19 protein-coding genes and 1 pseudogene are annotated in these 19,530 nt (G+C 59.1%); 10 read left to right on the top strand and 10 right to left on the bottom strand.

What is annotated here, in order from left to right; genetic code table 11:
• The first annotated feature begins 473 nt into the window (after nt 1-473).
• Nucleotides 474-1,145, top strand: coding sequence for a type I restriction-modification system subunit M N-terminal domain-containing protein (locus tag DCC24_RS11430; protein ID WP_199446280.1), 672 nt, complete (start codon nt 474-476; stop codon nt 1,143-1,145).
• 50 nt (nt 1,146-1,195) lie between these two features.
• Here the strand turns inward: DCC24_RS11430 and DCC24_RS11425 are convergent.
• Nucleotides 1,196-2,430, bottom strand: a protein-coding gene (locus tag DCC24_RS11425; RefSeq protein ID WP_110100033.1) for an IS3 family transposase whose coding sequence is annotated in 2 segments (ribosomal slippage) — nt 1,196-2,154 and nt 2,154-2,430 — 1,236 coding nt in all. Because the reading frame shifts where the segments join, the coding sequence is not laid out codon by codon here.
• A 319-nt stretch (nt 2,431-2,749) separates the two neighbouring features.
• Between DCC24_RS11425 and DCC24_RS11420 the strand changes: the two genes are divergently transcribed.
• Together DCC24_RS11420 and DCC24_RS11415 are read left to right on the top strand one after the other, a co-directional pair.
• Complete coding sequence (locus DCC24_RS11420; RefSeq protein ID WP_110100032.1) at nt 2,750-3,949, top strand: IS110 family transposase; 1,200 nt, start codon at nt 2,750-2,752, stop codon at nt 3,947-3,949.
• A 167-nt stretch (nt 3,950-4,116) separates the two neighbouring features.
• Complete coding sequence (locus DCC24_RS11415; RefSeq protein ID WP_110100031.1) at nt 4,117-4,443, top strand: hypothetical protein; 327 nt, start codon at nt 4,117-4,119, stop codon at nt 4,441-4,443.
• A 5-nt stretch (nt 4,444-4,448) separates the two neighbouring features.
• Here the strand turns inward: DCC24_RS11415 and DCC24_RS11410 are convergent, their stop codons facing one another.
• The 4 genes from DCC24_RS11410 to DCC24_RS11395 form a co-directional block, all read right to left on the bottom strand.
• Complete coding sequence (locus DCC24_RS11410; RefSeq protein ID WP_110100030.1) at nt 4,449-4,988, bottom strand: RNA polymerase sigma factor; 540 nt, start codon at nt 4,986-4,988, stop codon at nt 4,449-4,451.
• An 11-nt stretch (nt 4,989-4,999) separates the two neighbouring features.
• Nucleotides 5,000-5,275 (bottom strand): hypothetical protein, encoded by a 276-nt coding sequence (locus DCC24_RS11405; RefSeq protein WP_110100029.1) that lies wholly within the window; start codon nt 5,273-5,275, stop codon nt 5,000-5,002.
• 82 nt (nt 5,276-5,357) lie between these two features.
• Nucleotides 5,358-5,612, bottom strand: coding sequence for an FmdB family zinc ribbon protein (locus tag DCC24_RS11400; protein ID WP_110100028.1), 255 nt, complete (start codon nt 5,610-5,612; stop codon nt 5,358-5,360).
• An 80-nt stretch (nt 5,613-5,692) separates the two neighbouring features.
• Entirely contained in the window at nt 5,693-6,316 is a 624-nt protein-coding gene (locus DCC24_RS11395; protein ID WP_110100027.1) for a 5-formyltetrahydrofolate cyclo-ligase, read from the bottom strand.
• A 158-nt stretch (nt 6,317-6,474) separates the two neighbouring features.
• On the opposite strand from DCC24_RS11395, the gene DCC24_RS11390 reads away from it, so the two are divergent.
• The 3 genes from DCC24_RS11390 (at nt 6,475) to DCC24_RS11380 (ending at nt 9,318) form a co-directional block, all read left to right on the top strand.
• Nucleotides 6,475-7,134: a GNAT family N-acetyltransferase gene (locus tag DCC24_RS11390; protein WP_110100026.1), complete on the top strand. Its 660-nt coding sequence runs from the start codon at nt 6,475-6,477 to the stop codon at nt 7,132-7,134.
• 52 nt (nt 7,135-7,186) lie between these two features.
• A complete protein-coding gene (locus tag DCC24_RS11385) occupies nt 7,187-8,065 on the top strand; it encodes a UbiA family prenyltransferase (protein ID WP_146206325.1) in 879 nt (292 codons plus the stop codon).
• A 65-nt stretch (nt 8,066-8,130) separates the two neighbouring features.
• Nucleotides 8,131-9,318 carry a phosphotransferase gene (locus tag DCC24_RS11380; RefSeq protein WP_110100024.1) on the top strand — a complete coding sequence of 396 codons (1,188 nt, stop codon included), beginning with the start codon at nt 8,131-8,133 and terminating at the stop codon, nt 9,316-9,318.
• 28 nt (nt 9,319-9,346) lie between these two features.
• Here DCC24_RS11380 and DCC24_RS11375 read toward each other — a convergent pair whose 3' ends face one another.
• The gene (locus tag DCC24_RS11375) at nt 9,347-11,158 is read right to left on the bottom strand and encodes a tetratricopeptide repeat protein (RefSeq protein WP_110100023.1); all 1,812 of its coding nucleotides are present in this window, start codon (nt 11,156-11,158) and stop codon (nt 9,347-9,349) included.
• 74 nt (nt 11,159-11,232) lie between these two features.
• Between DCC24_RS11375 and DCC24_RS11370 the strand changes: the two genes are divergently transcribed.
• Both DCC24_RS11370 and DCC24_RS11365 read left to right on the top strand, forming a co-directional pair.
• Nucleotides 11,233-12,270 (top strand): hypothetical protein, encoded by a 1,038-nt coding sequence (locus DCC24_RS11370; protein ID WP_110100022.1) that lies wholly within the window; start codon nt 11,233-11,235, stop codon nt 12,268-12,270.
• 36 nt (nt 12,271-12,306) lie between these two features.
• On the top strand, nt 12,307-13,539 hold the full coding sequence (locus tag DCC24_RS11365) for a pyridoxal phosphate-dependent aminotransferase (RefSeq protein ID WP_110100021.1): 1,233 nt from the start codon (nt 12,307-12,309) through the stop codon (nt 13,537-13,539).
• A 3-nt stretch (nt 13,540-13,542) separates the two neighbouring features.
• Here DCC24_RS11365 and DCC24_RS11360 read toward each other — a convergent pair whose 3' ends face one another.
• Nucleotides 13,543-13,815, bottom strand: coding sequence for an exodeoxyribonuclease VII small subunit (locus DCC24_RS11360; protein ID WP_233492080.1), 273 nt, complete (start codon nt 13,813-13,815; stop codon nt 13,543-13,545).
• Nucleotides 13,812-15,065 carry an exodeoxyribonuclease VII large subunit gene (gene xseA / locus DCC24_RS11355; RefSeq protein ID WP_110100019.1) on the bottom strand — a complete coding sequence of 418 codons (1,254 nt, stop codon included), beginning with the start codon at nt 15,063-15,065 and terminating at the stop codon, nt 13,812-13,814. The genes DCC24_RS11360 and xseA overlap by 4 nt, the downstream gene beginning before the upstream one ends.
• Before the next feature lie 91 nt (nt 15,066-15,156).
• Between xseA and DCC24_RS11350 the strand changes: the two genes are divergently transcribed.
• Both DCC24_RS11350 and DCC24_RS11345 read left to right on the top strand, forming a co-directional pair.
• Nucleotides 15,157-16,044 carry a hypothetical protein gene (locus DCC24_RS11350; RefSeq protein ID WP_110100018.1) on the top strand — a complete coding sequence of 296 codons (888 nt, stop codon included), beginning with the start codon at nt 15,157-15,159 and terminating at the stop codon, nt 16,042-16,044.
• 236 nt (nt 16,045-16,280) lie between these two features.
• Nucleotides 16,281-17,829 (top strand): annotated as a pseudogene (locus tag DCC24_RS11345) (DASS family sodium-coupled anion symporter).
• An 8-nt stretch (nt 17,830-17,837) separates the two neighbouring features.
• Here DCC24_RS11345 and DCC24_RS11340 read toward each other — a convergent pair.
• Both DCC24_RS11340 and DCC24_RS11335 read right to left on the bottom strand, forming a co-directional pair.
• A complete protein-coding gene (locus DCC24_RS11340) occupies nt 17,838-18,443 on the bottom strand; it encodes a response regulator transcription factor (protein ID WP_110100017.1) in 606 nt (201 codons plus the stop codon).
• Entirely contained in the window at nt 18,440-19,519 is a 1,080-nt protein-coding gene (locus DCC24_RS11335) for a sensor histidine kinase (protein WP_110100016.1), read from the bottom strand. The genes DCC24_RS11340 and DCC24_RS11335 overlap by 4 nt, the downstream gene beginning before the upstream one ends.
• Nucleotides 19,520-19,530: the final 11 nt, after the last annotated feature.

Here is a 19,530-nt window from a genome sequence, read left to right as displayed (position 1 = left end):
CCAGCTAACCCAAGTTTTCGCGCTCAAACTAGCTGAGGCACGACACTGCAGCCACGCGACCTCTCGCGCTCACGATCTGTGAGGCACGACTTACCCTTCGCGCTCAGTTTGACATGAGGCACTACGGTCCGCCACCCTTTAAAAAGGGCAACGGCGATAAGGGCGCTGATGAGGCCCGCGCAGATGAGTGTCATGACCAGTACGTAGACGCAGGCCGATGGAAAACAGCATGAGGGTCACGCCGATGACGGCGAGAAGATCGAGGGACTCGACATGTTTCACACCCGCGGCATTGAGTGCGAAGCCGGAGGCGACGAACCCAATGAAGGGCGGCAGTCGCACGGCCCAGGCGATGAGGCCGCAGGCGAAGAGTGAATCGAGGAGGCGAGCAGGTCCCGGAAATGGGGGTCTTTTTAAAAGATTCTTCTCAAAACGGGAAGCTTCTTTTCTCGTATGGAGCGAAGGGGTAGTGCGTGGGGGAGTTCGATGCTTTGTTCGAGCGTAACCGGGTGGTGTCTATCCGTGGTGTTGCAATAGAAGACGAGACGGAATGTGCGTGTCCCGAGAATGTTTTTGGACAGTACGTTTACCGTAGGGATTTTAGCCCCAAGGAGGCATGCTCGGAGGGGTACAGCGAGGAAATGATTGATTGGGAGGTCCAAAGCAAGTTCGGTTTGTCCTTCTTCAATAGCTCCCGGCTGAACTTGACCACCATTGCCAAGCTCGACGATCACGTCTACGACGCGCTGATGGACTACGTTGGCGCGTTTTCTTCCTCCGTGCGCGACGTGTTGGATGCCTTCGATTTCGCAGTGAAGATGAAGACCCTTGACACTGCGCACCGCTTGTGGCCGGTTGTGAAGCACTTCGCCACCATCGACATGAGCATGCAGGATCTGCCCGACGCACAGATGGGCGACCTGTTCCAGCACGTCATGTACAAGGCCTTTGACACGAAGGGTAAGGCTGCGGGTGCGTTTTATACCCCGCGTGATGCGATCCGGCTGATGGTGGATATTCTATTTGCTTCCGAGGACGTTGGCCTGACCTCCGACGGCGCTTCTCGCACTGTCTATGATCAGACAAATAGTTCTAGACGCAGACTCGAGGAAACTACCCAAACTCGGTGTTCCTCGAGTTTCTAGACGGCGCAGGATACGCGGGGGCTTTGCGTGAAGTGCCCCGGGTTTTGTTCCTAGGCTTGTGCCTTGATTTCCATTATTTCTCGACTGGGGTGGTGTTCCCAAAATTCGGCTTCTACTTCAGCCGGCGTGCGGTAGCCCAGGCTCTGGTGGAGCCTTGACTCGTTCCACCAATTCACCCACTCAAACGTGGCAATCTCAACATCAACCACGTCGGTCCACAACCTGGTATGAATCAGCTCGTTTTTGTAGGAACCGTTGACGTTTTCAGCCAGTGCATTGTCATAAGAGTCACCAACAGTACCGGTCGACGCGATAATTCCATGCTCAGCAAGACGCGCATTGTAGATAATGCTCACATATTGCGAGCCGTGATCCGAGTGGTGAACTAGACCGGTGGTCTTCTTGGCGCACACAATGGCTTGATTGAGTGCTTGCAACGGCAACGCTTCGGTGCGCATCGAGTCAGACAACGCCCAGCCGACGATCCTCCGGGAGAACACATCAGTTACGAAGCCGGCGTACACAAACCCTTTTCTGGTGCGCACATAGGTAATGTTTGCCACCCATAGCCGATTAGGCCCACAGGCTCGAAACTCACGACCCACCAAGTCGGGGCGAGTGTCGGGTCCCTTGGGCTTATGTGTCATCACGGGAGACCGGCCTTTACCTTTGCCAGACACACCTGCAAGGCGCATCAGACGCGCGGTCTGTTCACGTCCAATGTCGATTCCTTCACGGCGCAGCGCGTGCCACATTTTGCGAATCCCGTAGACGCCGTAGTTTTGTTGATGAACTTCGGTAATGCGCTCTACTAGGGCGGCGTCACGAAGGCTACGGACACTTAATCCCCGAGCCTTAGATTGGCGGTACCCACGAGAAGTAAGGAAGCCGCCAACACGGTGTGTGTTTAACGTCGTGCAGATGAACTCGACGGTGAAATGATTCCGGTGTTTATCGATGAACTGGATCATTTCCGACGTTTTGGGTCGAGTTTCGATGCGAAAAAAACCGACGCGGCCTTTAACAGCTCGTTGGTGTCGCGAAGTTCTTGATTCTCACGCCGAAGCTTGGCTACCTCTGCCACGAGGTCTTCGGACAACAGCTCGGCAATACGACCGTCACGGCGAGCCGCTTGTGTCCACTGCCGAGCAGTATGCCATGAGACGCCCAGCTTCGGCGCAACTGCCTGGCACGCAGCCTGCATCGACATGTTCTCTGCCAGGATGCGATCCTCCACCAAGCGAACCACGCGGTCCTTCACATCCTGGTCAAATTTTCTTGGCATGTTCCAGATTTTCCCATCTACTCAGACGGAACAAAACCTGGGACACTTCAGTCCACAACCCTTGACACACCCCGTTACCTTTTAGGTGTCACTGTTTTCCGGCAGGATATGCAGTGTAGGTAACCAGCTGGTTCCGGCATGATGGTTGCCCCCAGTCGTTGATGATCAGGGGGGTGTAGTCACCGGAACCAGTCTGGTTCGTTCGGATCGCTAATAGAAGCACGCTCCAAATTTTTGTGGGTCTTCGTAACGTGGATGTGAACGCACGAACCACCGGTCACCTTGTTTTTATTGGAACGCACCCAAGAAGGTGATCGATATGGAACCCCAAGTATTCGTTGGTATCGACGTCGGAAAGTCTCAGCATCACGCCACCGCAGTCAATCAGCAGGGCCGGGTAGTGCATGACAAACCGTTGCCACAATCCGAGCCCAAGATTCAGGAACTCCTGACAGATCTTGTCGCCAAACACGGCGAGTTGCTGGTCGTAGTAGACCAGCCGAAAACTATCGGTGCGCTGGTTGTCGCTGTAGCTCAGCAGATGGATACTCAGGTGGCGTATTTGCCAGGACTGACGATGCGTCGAGTCGCTGATCTGCATCCGGGTCAGGCGAAGACGGATGCCCGAGATGCTTACATCATTGCCGAAACTGCCCGCACCATGCCACACACGCTGCGGGGTATCACCGTGGCTGAAGAACAGATCGCGGAGTTGTCAATGCTGTGTGGTTTTGATGAGGACCTGGCAGCCCAGCTGACTCAAGTCCGCAATCGGATCAGAGGGCTGCTGACGCAGATCCATCCAGCATTAGAGCGCGTGCTGGGGCCACGGTTGGCACACCCAGCAGTCGTTGATTTACTCGGCAGGTATCCAACCCCTGCGGGGTTGAAACGCGCCGGTCGAGGCCACGTTCGAGCTCGGCTCAAAAAGCTTGCGCCGCGCATGGCAGCACGGTTGACCGATGAGATCTTTAGGGCATTAGCCGAGCAAACGACTATCGTGACCGGCACTCATGCTGCTGAGCATATTATTGGTCGCTTAGCTGCCCAACTACAGCAACTCACGCAGCAACGCAGTGATGTTGAAGCTGAAATTTTGTTGGTGGTTGATGCGCACCCTCTTACCGAAGTCCTGACTTCCATGCCCGGTGTTGGAGTCAGGACTGCCGCACGCATTCTCACCGAAGTGGTCGGTAAAGACTTCCAATCCGCAGCCCACTTAGCATCATATGCTGGCATCGCACCCGTGACCCGCCAATCCGGGACCTCCATCCGTGGAGAATCCCCATCTCGGCGCGGCAACAAAGTGCTCAAACGAGTGCTGTTCTTATCTGCCTTTGCTTCGATTAAAGGCGACCCCGCCTCGCGAGCCTACTACGACAAAAAACGCGCCGAAGGCAAACGCCACAACCAAGCCGTCATCGCCCTCGCCCGACGCCGATCCGACGTCCTGTTCGCCATGCTCAGAGACGGCACGTTCTACGAATCTCGCCCAGCACAACTTGTTCCAGCAGCTTGACGAAAACGATAGAAGCACCCCCCATCCTGAAGTACTGCCTCAGCGAATTAAGAATTAATAGGACGCTGAATTATTGCGTTGGGGGCAACCGAGCTTTTGAAGACGGAGAGATTATTGGTGAAATTCCCCTGACTAACCAGTCACAGGTCCATAGGTATGATCGAGCTATGACGATGAACGTGGATGTCGTCGACCCCTCAGTGTTATATTTCTTCGAAGGTGATGCTGGCACCGGCGCCCGTGATGTTCTGGAGAGCGCTGACCAAGACCGGGTCGTGGAGCGTGAGGCTGAGGGCGGAAAGCCCGAGGCGGGTGTCCTTGTCGATACTGGGGAGTCACACTTCAACTACGGTTACCTCTGGTATCCAGACCAGCAGGTGATGGTGACGTTTGATGTCGGATACATCCCGGCTTCTGAACATGAGGGTGAAGCGACCGACGACAAGGCGCGAGAGCGAATGAGATCCTTCCTGGACCAGTATCCCGAGGTTTAGGCCGACTACTTAACACCTTGTTCGATGAGGATTTCACGGAGCTTCGCGCGAGCGCGGTTAACGCGGGATTTGACGGTTTGAATGCCGATTTTTTGTTGTGTCGCGATCTCTTCGTAGGTGAGACCACCATATTCGCGCAAGATCAGGGCTTCCCGAAAGTCTTCCCCTAGCTGGGTGAGGGCAGCTCGGACGACCATGACGGTACTGACTTTCTCGTCGGGAGTGGGGCTAGTATCGGCCTGCGTCATCCCGATCTCGTCGTCTAGGACATCGCGTCGTGCACGAACAAACTGTAGGGCTGCGTTGGCGGCGATCCGGTATGCCCACGTTGAGAACTTGGCGCGCGGTTCAAATTTGTGCAAATTTCTCCATGCTGACGTTAGTGCATTCTGCATGGCGTCTTCAGCATCGTGCTGATTGCCAGTGATCGAGTAAACCACTGCCCACATACGACGAGAAGCGCCCTCGACCAAGGTGGCGAAGGCGCTTTCGTCCCCGTGTTGAGCACGATGGATGAGATCGAGTTGAGCAGGATCAACAGGCATGAAGCTGCTTTCTACAGCTGGGGGTCTGAAGCATCCTCCTCGGACCACAGATCATCGCTGTTGGCTATGTCTGCGTCTAAGTCCTGCTCCGACACGGCGTCGTTAGGGACCAACTCGCCTTCTGGTTCAGGGGTTTCGGGGTTGGTCGCAACAGACAGCATCTGCTCTAGCTGGGAACCAGACAGTTCAGGGATGGCTTCAGGATCTCGATAATCCGGCAGGACGTACTCGTCGGTCTCGTCAAATTCATCGGTCAGGTCTGGGATTGCGTGATGACGTGGTGACATCGCTGATGTCCTCCTGAGACTTGAGCATCGCTACTGTGTCAATAGTGCAATAACTGCACTGCCGGTTTTGTCCCCGTATGTCTTACTGTGATGAAGAGGTCGTGCTGGACGATGCCGAGCTCGCCTCGCTCGAAGAAGAAGCTGACGACGAGTCCGTTGAGCTTCGAGAATCGTTCCGGTAGAAGCCGGACCCTTTGAAACTAACCCCCACGGAGCCGAATTTCTTGCGTAAGACGCCACCGCACTTGGGGCAGGCTGTCAGGGAGTCCTCGGAAAAAGACTGGTGAATATCAAAAGCATGAGAGCAGTCTCGACAAACATATGAATACATCGGCATAGTAAGGCACTCCTGATCCTGGCCCGAATGAAAAAATAACGAGAAGATAACGTCGCTAGTTTACCCGCAGATTTCGCGTCTCATTTTTCGTGTCCGGACACGGTCCAATGGATTCCAGCGGTGGTGACTGCGCCGTTGACGGGTTGATCGTGGTCATCGGTTGGAATCGGCGAGAAATCCGGGTAATACTCGTGCGAGAACACGGGACTGAGGGTTACGACAGGCCGATCGAGAGTCTGTGCAAGGTGGTAGAGAACACGGTCATAAAAGCCGCCACCCTGCCCCATGCGGTGGCCGTGAGAATCGACGGCGAGCGCTGGAACCTGGATCGCTTCCACCTCGGTGAGAATGTCGTGATCAAAACGCTTGCCAACGGGCTGGCTGAGTCCTTTTAATTCGGTTTCTTCCAGCTCGACATCGGGAGTCCACGCAGCCCACCGCATCGTGTGATCGGTGTAGGGAACCGGGACAATTACCTGGATCCCGCGCTCATGAAGTCCGGTGACGAACTCGGTAGTATCCGGCTCAGTGCCGTAGCTGATGACCGACGCTACCCGGCTAAACGGTGTTAAACCGGCATCCCGCTGTGCGTCGTACCAGCCCAATAACTGTTCGCAGATCAGGTGTGACTGTCGCAGACGTTCAGCGTTGCCCAGTGCGACACGGCGTTGTCTCATCAAGGTTCGGAAAGCTTTTTTGTCCATTCTCCTCCTTCGCTGGCTACTCGACCGCACCTAGCTGTCGTCTCCATTGTCTCACCTTCTCCCAACGTGAACGGCAGCGAGCGTGATCTGCGGACATACTCGTCAGAGCGCTGCCAACGGGCTGCGTACTGGGGCATTAGGGAGGGCTGTGTTCTACCATGGGTAAGGTGCAGATCTTTGAAGGCGTCTCGGCGCAATGGCCGGTCGCATTGCGGTGGCAGAACCTCGTGTTGCGTCCTCTCAAACGACGCGACCGCGCCGAGTGGGATAGCGTCAGAGCTGCGAACGCCCAATGGCTTCAGCCGTGGGATGCTACCCATCCACCGGTATGGGGCGAAGCTGACCGATTGCCGACCTTTGGCCACATGGTGCGGGCGATGAATCGCGACGCCCGCGCCGGGCATTCTTTTCCATGGGTGCTCTGTGTTCAACAACCCGGTCAGCACCATGCCCGAGTGGCCGGCCAGGTGGTGGCCGCCCCGGTACAGTGGGGTTCGGTCCGGTCTACCGCGTTGGGGTATTGGGTCGATCACCGCCTCGCCGGGCGCAATATTGTGCCTACTGCGGTTGCGCTGGCGATCGATTATCTGTTTGATCGGGTGGGATTACACCGGGTGGAGATCAATATCGTTCCGCAGAACATTGCCTCACACCGGGTCATCGAAAAAGTTGGTATGCGGTATGAGGGGTTGCGAAAAAACTATCTGCACATCAATGGCATGTGGACCGATCACGATAGTTTTGCCATCACCACGGAAGAGTGGCCGTTAGATGGACTTGTGGCCCAGTTACAGGCGGATTTTCCGCTAAAGCAGTGACACACCACCGGTGAATCACACCGGTGTGATTCTGGGCGAGTACTCTCAAAGAGTGGACCATCGGATAACCCAGCTCGAGGAATCCCTGTCGCAGGCGTTGGGATACCTGCCCGAGCTGCAGATTGCAACCTCCGTGGTGGTGGTGCTTGCAGTTCTGGTGTGGATGATCATGATGGGTCGTCGCGAAGACGTCCGAGTCCGCCGGCCGAAGGTGACCGCCACCGCTCCAAGGAGAATCATGGCAGAACAGACATCAACCCCGACGTTCACGATCCGGTGGGGGAGAACAGCAATTTTTGCTGTGGCCGTCTTGGCGACCCTGGTCTTCATCGTGACTGCTGTTGCCGGTCTATTTGGTGCCGCTATGTGGGCCTGGGCCTTGCTGTCGTTTGTGGTCTCCGTGGCGTCCTTGGCCAGTCTGCGCGCCCTGGCGATCCGCGATCAGTACCGTCGGGCCGATGCTCAGCGTCACAGCGAACGGCCTGCCACGACGGTGGAAGCCGGATCGTCAGCTGACACCGACACCGAGCACGACGCTGATCGCACACCTGAGAGCTCGGCCAAGGTTGAGCACAACCATCCGGTCTTTGATCGTCAAGCACAGGCCGGTGCCGTAGCAGAGCGCACTACTGACGAGCCGGGCCGGTCTGAGGAACAGGACCACACACCGCTGGTTGAGCTCAGGATCAAAGAAGCCCCGGTGCCGAAAAAGTCAGTCGCCCGCCGGGGTATTCCACGGCCGATGTATCTGGACGCTGCCGAAATCGTTCGCGAACAACCCGAACCGTTGGCGACCGAGGTTACTCCGCAACCGTCGGCCGATACGCACCTGAAAGACGGCGTTTCCCCGCAGTATCAGGCCAAGGTCACTGCCAAGGCCCACCGCAAACTCGACCTCGACAAAGTCCTGGATCGGCGCCGGGCGATCTAGTCTGGCGGGGACATTTGCCGACCACCGCGAACCGATACGGCTGGGATTTGGTAGCCTAATCGGCTATGAACAGCCATGACTTGATCGAGCTCTTGGGCGATTATTGTGCGCGTGAGGGGTTTCGTCTCGATCGAGCCGCGGTGATTGACACCCAACGACGCGGGCCCGAGTTGACCTGGCTGGTCGAAGGCTTTGTGGTGGACGGTGTCCGGGAGCGTCGCCGGTACTGGGGTATCACCACCGAGATCTTGCCGGTGGGTGTGGCAGAGATGATCACCGCAAACGATGGTACCGAATTGGAGCTCTGGGAGCATCCGGCTGACCCGTTGTTGCCCGGGTTGAAATTGGCCAGTACTCCCGGTACCGTCCAACAACGTTTCGAACACCTGGGAGAATTACGCAGTCTGCGCATGGTGGCCTACCGTCCGTTGCGGCGCGCGGTGCTACGGGCGGATTTTCACCGCGGTCGAGGACAGGACCATAGCTTCTTTCTGAAAGTGTTGCCGGAAGGAGAAGCTCACCAGATCTACCAGAAGCATCTGGTGTGCGCAGAAGCCGGCGTGCCAGTGGTGCTTCCCGTGGCTGAGCCGTCCCGCGACATCCTGGTCCTGGACGCCGGGTGCGGAATCTCGCTGACCGAACTGGTCAATTCGGGTCGTGGCGAGGCCTTCAGCCTGTGCGAACTGCGCGCGGTGTTGGAACAACTTCCCGACCAGCTAGTGGATCTGCCCCATCGTGCCTCCTGGGCCGAGCGGGTCAGTGAATTCGCGGTCGGGGCACAGCATCAGTTCCTCGGTCAGGCTGGCCGGATCGAACAGCTCAGCACCGAAATTCATCGCCGTCTAGATGCCACCGATCCCGGCCCCCAGGTTGCTGTCCACGGTGACCTCTATGAAGCGCACCTGCTGCTGGACCCCACCACCGGTGCGATCCGATCGATTCTCGACGTGGATGCGGCCGGACCGGGTCACCACATTGACGATTTGGCCTGCTTGATCGGTCACTTGGCGGTCTCTGAGACGAGCGTGACACTACACCAGCGCTGGCGCCTGGTCGAGACGTACTTCGACCAGCTCACACACCCCAACCTTATGGCCCGAACGGCTCCGTTTCGGGATCCGGTCGACGCCTCTGGGTTGGGTGGGCGAGCCGCCGCGGTAGTACTGAGTCTGTTGTCCACACTGTCCGAGCACGACGTCCAGGCGGCCGAGCAGCGCTTGGAGTTGGCCGAGCGACTCCTTGAGCACTCGTGAGATCAGCTACTCGATCAAGTTGCTCACGCTAGCACGTACTCTCATCACGACGATTCAGCGCCTGGGCTTCCAATTCTTCGACCCGCCGTCGGCTCTGTTGGGCGGCCATATTGTCTCCCGTGCGTTCCTGAGCTTCTGCCAAGCCCATCAGTGCAGCAATGCGGGCACCGGTATCCAGCGTCTCGGTCTCGAGCAACTGAGACAATAGGGTGGCCGCTTCGACCTCGCGATCCTGTTCCAGCAAGACGTGGCCGGCAAAAAGTTCCGCGCGGGCCGCGCCGTCGGGATCGTCGGCCGTGGTGAACAGATCGGCAGCGTTCAGCGCGGTGGCTACCGCGTTGACGCCGTTGTGCAACGACCAATACCCGCGGGCCTGAGTGTCCATGTAGTCAGCCTGATACCAGGTGGCCCCGGTATGCTGGGCAATCTCAATGGCCTCGTTGAGATGCAAAATGCCCTCATGATCGCCCTGGTCACACATTAAATGACCCAGCGCGTTCAGAGCCTGCGCCAAGACCATATTGGGTGTAGGCAGTTGACGGGCTACTGTCACGGCGTGCTGGACGGCGGTGCGCGCACGCCGGGGCTCGTCTTCGGTCGAATGCAGTGCGCCCAGGGCCAAATAAACGTGCACCGCCTCCTGGCGGGCCCCAGTCGATAGCATCAGCTCAATGGCCTGGTGCCAATGCTCGATGGCCTCCTGGGTCCGGTGTTGACGGCGCAGTGCTTGCCCTAAATCCACCAGCACCTGAGCCTGAGAGGCACGGTCGCCGGAGATCTCGGCTCGCCGGACCAGACCGGTGAGTACCTCTTCGGCGTCCTTATACTCCTCCGCCTCTAACAACTGATGCCCCAAGGCAAAGAGCAATCCGCCGGACTCGGGGATTTCGCCTTGCTCGGCTTCGGCCGCGGCAATCTTCCAGGCGGTGACTGCCACGGAGGTCTCGCCCAGCTGGGAGGCCATGGCAGCGCACAGCCCCGCTGCCGAGGCAGCGCCAGATCGGGCTCCGATCCGCACGTAGGTCTCGAGGGCTTGCACGGCGTACTCGGCGGCTAAGGCAGAGTCTTCCCGGTGGTGGGCCACTGCGGCCTGTACCATCCACATCGCAGCCCGAATCGCGCGGTGGCAACCGGTCGAGAGTAGCTCGCCGGCGGTAGCGGCAGCGGCGCTGAACTGTTCGGTCATCAAATAAACGTGGGCGGCAAACATGTGTGCAGTATCGGTCGCGGACCGGGAAACCACCAATCCCTCGTCGCGTCGCCATCGGATGACGTCCAGAGCCTCGGTAATCAACTCCAGGGCTTCCTCGGTGGCGTGTTCGGAGACCCGAATCGTTGCCAGGGCAATCAAGGCATCGGAGAGGACTGTGTCGTAACGGTGGCGTTGGAGCGCCTCCCGTTCGGTATCGACGACACCCTGCAGGACCGTGGCCGAGAACGAATCCGGTTCAGCAAACAACATGGTCCCCAGTTGCTCTTCCAGATCCGCTTGATGGTACTGGCCTACCGAACGCAATACCTCGGCACGTGCTGTCACATCTTGTTCGGCCCGCTGGGTCTCACCCAGCGAATGTAGCACGGAGGCCCGAGTGCGATAGGCAGCCAACCGTACCTCCGGTCGATCAGACCCCGGGGCGTGCTCGAGCTGAGTCAAGGCCTCTAAGCACTGTTCCACTCGCTGGGCGTAGGCGGCTTCTTGAGCTAGGTCCAACCAGCCACTGGCGGTATCGGCATGGTGGCGCACCAGATGGTGGACACGGCCGTGCAAGATATCGTCGAGTTTTCTGATCATCGAGAACGGAAGCTTCCGTCCCGAATCAGACGACGTCGTTTCTGCCATACTCCCAGTGTAGTAACTGTGGTGAGGTGTTGTGATTCAGCACGTGGTCGGGCGAAACCTTTAGACTGGTGGGCATGCCCCGTAGCCTCCGCGCGCTGTCGATCACTCTGGTAGCGGTGATGGGCCTGAGCGCCTGTGGCGATCAGAAAGCCGTCGATCCTGATCCTTCGGTCGCTACCGTCCGCGTGCTTGCCGGCCCGGACCCCCTGGATGAAGCCATGGCCGTGGCCACCGTGGAGTTTCTGAGCACCCGCGGTATTGCCGCTGAGCGCCATGGGTTGGAATCCAGTTCCGGGCAACAACTCTCGGAGGCGCTGGAAGCCGAGAACACCCTGGTCGTGGCCAACTCGGTGCAGCTGGTCGCCGCTGACGACCCCGAACAGGCCATGAAGGACACGTCCGGAGACGAATCGGTCGACTCGGCGGATCAGATCGTCAATTCCACATCCGCCGATATTCTGTCGACCTCAGAGGCCACCCTGCGTATCCAGCCGGTGGTTACCCGCGCCACGGCTGCTTACCACGAACTGGAATCAGCCGACGATCTGCACAACTCGGTTGACATCGACTCCGCTGTCTCGCCGGCTACCTCCTCGCAGAGCGCTGAGGAGTCTTCCTTGCGGTGTGAGCACCTACAGATGGGAACCGGTGCGCTGACCGATGAGCTGGTGGAGGTGGTGGCAGCCGAGCTGGAGCCCTGTGATCAGGGGTGGTCGGAATCACCACAGTCCTTTGCGGGATACCAGCAGGAGCTGGCCCGGTTACAGTCTGAACCCGATGCCCTGACGTGGCTGTACGCGCCCGATCCAGCCATCGCTGACCTGTCTTTTCGGGTGCTGGAAAGCCACGACTACCCGGAAGGTCGGATGTTGGTGATCGGTGACCCGGAGTCGATTCAAGCATCGGTGGAAGAACCACTCCATGAGCTCTACCAGGCGGTGAGCGGGGAAGAACTTGCCAACCTGAGCCGGATGGTGTACCAGGCCCGGCGGCCCGCTGAGGGATTGGACCTCGACGAGGCCTCAGCGGCGCGGTCGTGGTTGTCGTCAGCGGGTTTGCTGGAGGCCTCCGACATTTTGGACGAACCGTCCGTAGCACCCAGTACTCTCTAATCAACACAACCCCTTAGACCCTGGAGGTCGGTCCCGATGACACCAGCACGACCGCGTGAAATTCGCCAGTCATCCAAGTTGCATAATGTTCGCTACGATGTGCGCGGACCGATCCTGGAAGAAGCTCAGCGTCTCGAAGCCGCCGGGCATCGGATCATGCGACTGAATATTGGGAACCCGGCCCCCTTCGGTTTTGACGCCCCCGGGGCGATCCTGAAGGATATGGTCTCCCATCTTCCCCATGCCCAGGGGTACTCCGATTCTCAGGGTATCTACTCGGCCCGCACCGCCGTCTCGCAGTACTATGAGTCCCGTGGCATCCGGGATATCTCGGTTGATGATGTTTTCATCGGTAACGGGGTCTCAGAGATGATCTCCATGGTCCTCCAAGCCCTGATCGATGACGGGGACCAGGTACTGATTCCCGCGCCGGATTATCCGCTGTGGACCGGGGCCACCACGCTCTGCGGTGGTGAAGCCGTGCACTACCGGTGTGTGGAAGAGGAAGGCTGGGTCCCCGACACCGAGCACATCGAGTCTCTGGTCACCGACCGTACCAAGGCTCTGGTGCTGATCAACCCGAATAATCCCACCGGGGCGGTGTACTCGCGCCACGTACTAATGGAAATGGTCGAGATCGCTCGCCGGCACGGGCTGGTGCTACTCGCCGATGAGATTTATGAAAAGATTCTCTACGACGGAGCACGCCACATTAACGTCGCCGGGCTGTCTGATGATGTGCTCACCCTGACGTTCTCCGGGCTGTCGAAGGCGTACCGGGTGGCCGGATACCGGGCCGGTTGGGTTGCCGTGTCCGGGCCCAAATATCGCGCTCAAGACTTCCTTGAGGGGCTGACTCTGCTGGCCAATATGCGTATGTGCGCCAACGTTCCCGCCCAGCACGCGATCCAGACGGCGCTGGGCGGGTATCAATCCATCAACGACCTCATTCTCCCGGGTGGACGACTGCTGGAACAGCGCAACCTGGCCACCGAAATGCTCCAGGCCATCCCGGGGGTGAGCGTGCAACCGGCCCACGGCGCGATGTATCTGTTCCCGAAACTCGACCCTGAGATGTATCCGATTGACGATGACGAGAAGTTCGTGATCGACCTGCTTCGACAACAAAAAATCCTGGTCTCACACGGTCGGGCCTTCAATCTTGACACGACCGACCATTTCCGCTTGGTGACCTTGCCGGCCGTGCGTGATCTCGAAGAAGGCATCCACCGGATCGCCGAGTTTTTAGAGGGCTACCGCCACGGCTGAGTCCTACTCGTCGGTCTCATCGGTGTCGCTGGTGCTGGCCGTCGTCTCGGACTCGGCACGGACCTGGTCAATGCGTTGCTGGGCCTCGGTCAGCCAACGTTGACAGTGTTGTGCCAGGGCTTCACCGCGCTCCCAGAGTTGTAAGCTTTCTTCTAGTTCCACCCCACCGGATTCCAGCCGGGTCACGGTCTCAATCAGTTCGGTGCGGGCCTGCTCGTAGCTCAACTGGGCAATATCGGAGGTATCGGCGGTCGAGAATCCTTGTGTCATCATCATCCTTCGTCGTCTGTGCTGGGGTTGATTGAGGTGACTTCGGCGTGGAAGTCTCCCCTGGAGAGCAAAATGTTGACCGGGGTGCCGACCTGTAACTGATCGGCCCGTCGAATCAAGCCCTGCTCAGCCTGCACCACCGCATAGCCACGGTTGAGTGTGGACTGCGGAGACAGCGAACGCACCCGAGCCATCACCTGCTCGACTACCTCGCGCTCGCGAGAAATCAGCTGACGCACGGCCGTTCGTGCTCGTGTCAGCACACCGGTGAGTTCCTCGTGGCGGGTGGTGATCATCGTTTCAGGATGCAGTAGCACCGGCCGGGAACGCACCGTAGCCAGGTGGGTGGCCTGCTCGGTGACGAGCCGCTGCACCGCAGCGGCCATCCTTAACCGGGCCTGAGCGATGCTCTCGGCCTCCACCGTCGCGTCGGGAACAATACGCTTGGCCGCATCGGTGGGAGTGGAAGCCCGCAGATCAGCCACATCATCGAGCACCGGATGGTCGGCTTCGTGCCCGATTGCCGAGACCACCGGGGTGGTTGCTGCCGCCACCGTGCGCACGAGCCGTTCATCCGAAAATGGCAGGATCACCTCTTCTAAGGCCCCACCGCCACGGGCTATCACGATCAGATCCACCCGCTCATCGGCATCAAGCTGGTGCAGGGCCTCGATGATCTCGGTGGGTGCTTGGGCGCCTTGGACGGCGGTGTGCACCACGGTGAATTCAGTGGCCGGCCAACGCAAGAGCGTATTGCGCATGACATCTTTCATCGCGTCGGAGTCTTTGCCGGTAATCAGACCGATGCGTGCTGGCACCAGGGGCAACGGTTTCTTCTGGGCAAACAGGCCTTCTTCGGCCAACGCGTGTCGCAAGCGCTCGACTCGGGCCAGTAAGTCACCGATGCCTACCGGCCGAATATCCTGGGCAATCATCGACAACCGACCGGTCTTGGTGTAAAAGTTGGGCTTCACCCAGGCCACCACACGCGCGCCCTGTTGCACTCCAGGATCCAGGTGCGAGGCCACATTGCGCCAGGCAGTGACCGGCAGGGAGATCTCGGCTTCCATATCGCGCAGTGTCATCCACGCATTGCCACGTACCACGCGATGCTCGATCAGCTGACCCTCCACCCAGGTCGCCGGGGCCCGATCAATATAGTGTTTGAGATTCTCCGACAGTAAGCGCACCGGCCAGGGGTGATCCGCCGAGGTCTGCGCCGCTGTGGCCGGTAGTGCAGGTTCATCGATCACCATGCGCTCACCACACAACCACCACTCACATTGCCTCCGTTACAGTAGTCTAGGGACGTCCCCCAGACTACTACCGCCGGGATAGAAGGACACCATGAGAACGCTTTTTGCCAGCATTTTTGCGTTGGTTATCGGCATCGTCACTGTGATCGGTTTGACCGGATGGCGAGCTGATGCATTGTTACACACCGCAGAACCATTACGGGAGATTTCTGGTGATGAGCAGGTGCTCGACGCGGTCCCGGCATTAGTGGCCGATCAGGTGACCTCGAATGCGGAATCCCAGCTGCCCTTCTCCGATGCGTTGGGCGGGGTGACCGAGAATTTTGCGTCCTTGGTAGTGGAGGACTCCCGGTTCGCTCAGGCGTGGGGCGAAGCCGTGGAGATGACCCGTCAGGACTGGGTTGAGGGGCTGCAACAGGCCTCCACCCCGGCCGAACCCGATGCCGGATACCTCTCGATCCATCTCACCCCGGTGGCCCAACTCGCCGGTGTTGTGCTGGGCGAGCAACTCGACCAGATTTCCCTGCTCGACGGTGTTGATCCCACTGGCTGGGTACCCAGCGAGTTGGTGATCGACACGCAAGTTCCTCCCTCAGAACTCATCTCGGCCGATGACCTGGTGTTGATCGAACAGTACGTGACCTACTGGCCACTGGTCCTGGGCGGGGCCGCGGTGGCCTTCGTCCTAGCGCTGTTGCTGGCCGCCCCCGGAGCCCGCTGGAGCGTCTGGCTGATTTCCGGGGCGGTGATCGTGCTTGGCGGAGTCACCCTGCGTACCGGCATCGGCCGGCTGGTGGACGACTCGATCGCTGCCACAGTTGAAGACGGCACCGTGGCGATAGTCGAGCCCCTGATGCATGCGTTCGCCAATTGGAGCTATCCCCAACTGAACGTGATGATGATCGGTGGCGCGGTGGTGGCCGCAGTGGGCTTGATCGGCGCGTTGATTGCGATGGGGCGCGAGACCAGTAGCGCCTAGTTCGTGCCCCGTTGCTGGACCTGCTAACGTGAGATAAATAACGTCAGTATTGACTAACGCCAGTATGAGAAGATGACAGGAATATGTAGCAACAGCGTGTGCGCTGGCGCGTGATGCGCTGAGGACCGTTGGGGGACAGTCCGGTGAGTTCAGAGAAGTCGACACGTCATTACGCCTCGTCGCATTACACCAAGACTCAACACGCTTCGTCACAATATCCGTCCACGCAGTATCGCTTGACCCAGACCGAACTCTCTGAGGGGATGAAAGCTCCGGCTGACGGTGACTTGATGCGTCGGTTGATCGGACTTGGTCTCGGCATCGTGCTGGCACTGTTGGTGTACTTCCTGCTTCCCGCAGACACGGGAGTCTGGCCCCGGCTGACCGGTGCCACCGCGGTATTGATGGCCGTGTGGTGGATGACCGAGGCGATCCCGATTCCCGCCACCGCTTTGTTGCCACTGGTGATCTTTCCGGTGTTCGTTCCCGCCGAGGAAACCCCAGAGAGCGAGGGCGTCAGCTTTGATACGGTCGGGGCCAAACTACGGCAATAATGTCATCTTCTTGTTCTTAGGTGGCTTTTTGCTCGCTCTGGCGATGCAACGCTGGAATTTGCACCGTCGCATTGCATTGCTGGTGTTGCGCTCGATGGGATCAAATAGTTCAGCCTTGGTCGGCGGTTTCATGATCTCCACCGGTTTCCTGTCGATGTGGGTCTCCAACACCGCGACCGCGGTGATGATGTTGCCTATCGGCGTGTCGGTGCTGGTGCTGGTCAATCAAGTGACAGAGGAAGGCGACGCCGAGGCCAGCGTGGAGTCGATGGTGAAAACGAAATTCGGCACCGCGCTGATGCTCGGCATCGCCTACGCGGCCTCCATTGGCTCGGTCAGTACCATTATTGGAACTCCGCCCAATGCACTGTTGGCCGCTCACATGTCCAGTAACGAGGACATGACCATTGGCTTTGGGCAATGGATGCTGGTCGGGGTGCCCTTGGCGGTGGTACTGATGCTGGCCACGTGGTTCATCTTGGTCAAGGTGCTGTTCAAACCCGAGATCAAGCACATTCCCGGTGGCCGTGAGATGTTGCAGAAAGAGTCGGAGAAACTCGGGCCGGTGAGTTCCGGTGAGCGCCGAGTGCTGATCATTTTTATCCTGGCGGCGGTCAGCTGGGTCTTCATCCCGTTGCTGTCGGAGTACGTGTTCGGCCTGGAAGATGCTTTCATCTCCGATGCTGGCATCGCCATTGCTGTCGGCCTGTTGCTATTCCTGTTGCCGGCCGGTCCGGACGCCGAGTCGGGGGTGCGCCTATTGGATTGGGAATCTGCCGTGGAACTTCCCTGGGGTGTGCTACTGCTCTTTGGCGGTGGCCTGGCACTGTCGGGTCAGTTCAGCGATTCCGGACTCTCGGAATGGCTGGGTGAACAAGCGACCAGTCTGAGCGGGATGAGCCTGTGGATCCTGGTGGCGTTGGCGGCCGTGGCGATTTTGCTCCTGACCGAAATGACGTCCAATACTGCCACCGCTGCCACGTTCTTGCCCGTAGCCTCCGGCGTGGCAATGGGGACCGGGGTGGAACCACTGATGCTGTGTGCACCCGTGGCGCTGGCCGCAACCTGTGCGTTCATGCTTCCGGTGGCTACCCCGCCGAACGCCATCGCCTACGGTTCTGGCTACGTCACCATCGGTCAGATGGTGCGAGGAGGTGTGCTGGTCAATATCGTCGCTGCCATCCTGATCACTCTGGTCTCGATGACCTTGCTGGTGTGGGTCTTCCTCTAAAACCAGCTCTACAACCAGCCCTGATCCCGGGCGTATCCGGCGGCCTGGGCGCGGTTCTTCGAGCCGGTCTTGCTGATTGCCTCCGAGAGCAGGTTCCGCACCGTCCCCGCGGAGAGGTGTAACTGCTCGGCAATGTCCCGGACTGAACGACCGGTCAGCGTCGCGCGCAACACGTCCTGTTCCCGGCAGGTGAGAGGGTTTTGCTGCGTGAGGGCCTGGACAGCCAAGGCCGGATCGACTACGGTCCGACCGGCCATGATCGACCGGATGGCTGCGGTGAGCTCCTCAGCGGGGGAATCCTTGACCATAAACCCCTGTGCCCCGGCATCCAGTGCGCGTTGCAAGTATCCGGCGCGACCAAAGGTGGTCAGGATCAGAATCTTGGCCTGCGTCTGCTCGCTGACCTGAGCGGCAGTGGCCAATCCGTCCGTGCCGGGCATTTCAATGTCGAGGATGGCCAGATCCGCGCCGTGGTCTGCAATGGCTTCCACCACCGAGGCGCCATCGGGCAGTTGTGCGACCACCTGAAGATCCTGTTCCAAATCTAACAAGGCCGCCAGCCCCTGACGAACCAGCGCCTGGTCATCGGCCAGCACAATCTTGATCGGATTCACTGACTCACCTCCAACACCGTGCCACGGTCCGAGGACGAGATGGTCAGAGTCCCCTTGGCTGCTTCGGCTCGATCGCGAAGCCCGGCCAGACCATATCCGGTTGTGGGACGAGTGATCCCAATCCCGTCATCGCTGACGCGCAACCGATGGGTGGTGATCTCAATATTCACGGTGCTCGCCTGCGCATGCCGGAGCACATTGGTGACCGCTTCACGCAGGCACCAGGCGAATAGTTCCGCGGTGGCCGGGGCGATCTGTCGCGGGATTTCTGTGGTCGTGACGTGGATTCCTTGGTTACGGAGCATCTCCAGAGCGACCTCCAACTGGTTGCCTAAATCCGGGGCTTCCAGAGTGGTGATCGCAGTGCGGACATTGCTAATGGAGGACCTGGCCAATCCCAGGATACTCTCCAGCTCCGCGCGGGCGGCCTGGTGGTCAGTGTCGAGCAATCGCATGGCTAACTGCGTCTTGACCGTGATGGCGGTCAGCGACTGGCCTAAGACATCGTGGACCTGGCGAGCTAATTCTTCCCGTTGGGCGGCTAGTGCGTCTCGCTCCGAGACTTGGCGCTCCACTTCCTGACGTTCGACGACATAGCGGATGAAAAACAACATGATCCAGACCATGGTCAGTGGTAGCAGCAGGCGCCACCAGAGATCCATTTGGTCGCTGATCACCAGTAACGCTGTGCCGGCCAGTGTGGTCGAGACGAAGGAACCAATTGCCCCGGGAACAAGATTGTGCGTGAACAGCCACAGCGCTGCGACAAACGTCAGGCTCATCCCTGCATCCGCTCCGGTCAGCAACGCCACTGGGACCACGAGTAGACCCAGCACCAGGGTGTAGACAAGGGTCGTGGCGACCCGGGGGAGCAGTGGCCACGGGCGCGGATGGGTCAACATCCACAGATAGCACCCGGCGAACAGGACCAAGCAGGCGATGCCGGCGATCTTGGCCCACAGCGGATGATCTGACAGGACGACGCTCGTAGCCGGGATGAGCAACAGCGCGAGCCAACCGCCGCCGTAGCGCAGTTGTTCGCGTTGCTCGTCCCGACTGAGCTGATCTGGATACATCGACTCTTATC

The organism is Auritidibacter sp. NML100628 (assembly GCF_003185985.1).
GTDB lineage: Bacteria > Actinomycetota > Actinomycetes > Actinomycetales > Micrococcaceae > Auritidibacter > Auritidibacter ignavus.
Note: the sequence above shows the minus strand (reverse complement) of the source record. Positions and strands in the feature narration are given on the sequence as shown.

What these genes read in the sequence shown, in the direction of transcription:
- DCC24_RS11420 (WP_110100032.1), top strand. Translation starts at nt 2,750, where the DNA reads ATGGAACCCCAAGTATTCGTTGGTATCGACGTCGGAAAGTCTCAGCAT.
- DCC24_RS11415 (WP_110100031.1), top strand. Translation starts at nt 4,117, where the DNA reads ATGACGATGAACGTGGATGTCGTCGACCCCTCAGTGTTATATTTCTTC.
- DCC24_RS11410 (WP_110100030.1), bottom strand. Translation starts at nt 4,988, where the DNA reads ATGCCTGTTGATCCTGCTCAACTCGATCTCATCCATCGTGCTCAACAC.
- DCC24_RS11405 (WP_110100029.1), bottom strand. Translation starts at nt 5,275, where the DNA reads ATGTCACCACGTCATCACGCAATCCCAGACCTGACCGATGAATTTGAC.
- DCC24_RS11400 (WP_110100028.1), bottom strand. Translation starts at nt 5,612, where the DNA reads ATGCCGATGTATTCATATGTTTGTCGAGACTGCTCTCATGCTTTTGAT.
- DCC24_RS11395 (WP_110100027.1), bottom strand. Translation starts at nt 6,316, where the DNA reads ATGGACAAAAAAGCTTTCCGAACCTTGATGAGACAACGCCGTGTCGCA.
- DCC24_RS11390 (WP_110100026.1), top strand. Translation starts at nt 6,475, where the DNA reads ATGGGTAAGGTGCAGATCTTTGAAGGCGTCTCGGCGCAATGGCCGGTC.
- DCC24_RS11380 (WP_110100024.1), top strand. Translation starts at nt 8,131, where the DNA reads ATGAACAGCCATGACTTGATCGAGCTCTTGGGCGATTATTGTGCGCGT.
- DCC24_RS11375 (WP_110100023.1), bottom strand. Translation starts at nt 11,158, where the DNA reads ATGGCAGAAACGACGTCGTCTGATTCGGGACGGAAGCTTCCGTTCTCG.
- DCC24_RS11370 (WP_110100022.1), top strand. Translation starts at nt 11,233, where the DNA reads ATGCCCCGTAGCCTCCGCGCGCTGTCGATCACTCTGGTAGCGGTGATG.
- DCC24_RS11365 (WP_110100021.1), top strand. Translation starts at nt 12,307, where the DNA reads ATGACACCAGCACGACCGCGTGAAATTCGCCAGTCATCCAAGTTGCAT.
- DCC24_RS11360 (WP_233492080.1), bottom strand. Translation starts at nt 13,815, where the DNA reads ATGATGATGACACAAGGATTCTCGACCGCCGATACCTCCGATATTGCC.
- xseA (WP_110100019.1), bottom strand. Translation starts at nt 15,065, where the DNA reads ATGGTGATCGATGAACCTGCACTACCGGCCACAGCGGCGCAGACCTCG.
- DCC24_RS11350 (WP_110100018.1), top strand. Translation starts at nt 15,157, where the DNA reads ATGAGAACGCTTTTTGCCAGCATTTTTGCGTTGGTTATCGGCATCGTC.
- DCC24_RS11335 (WP_110100016.1), bottom strand. Translation starts at nt 19,519, where the DNA reads ATGTATCCAGATCAGCTCAGTCGGGACGAGCAACGCGAACAACTGCGC.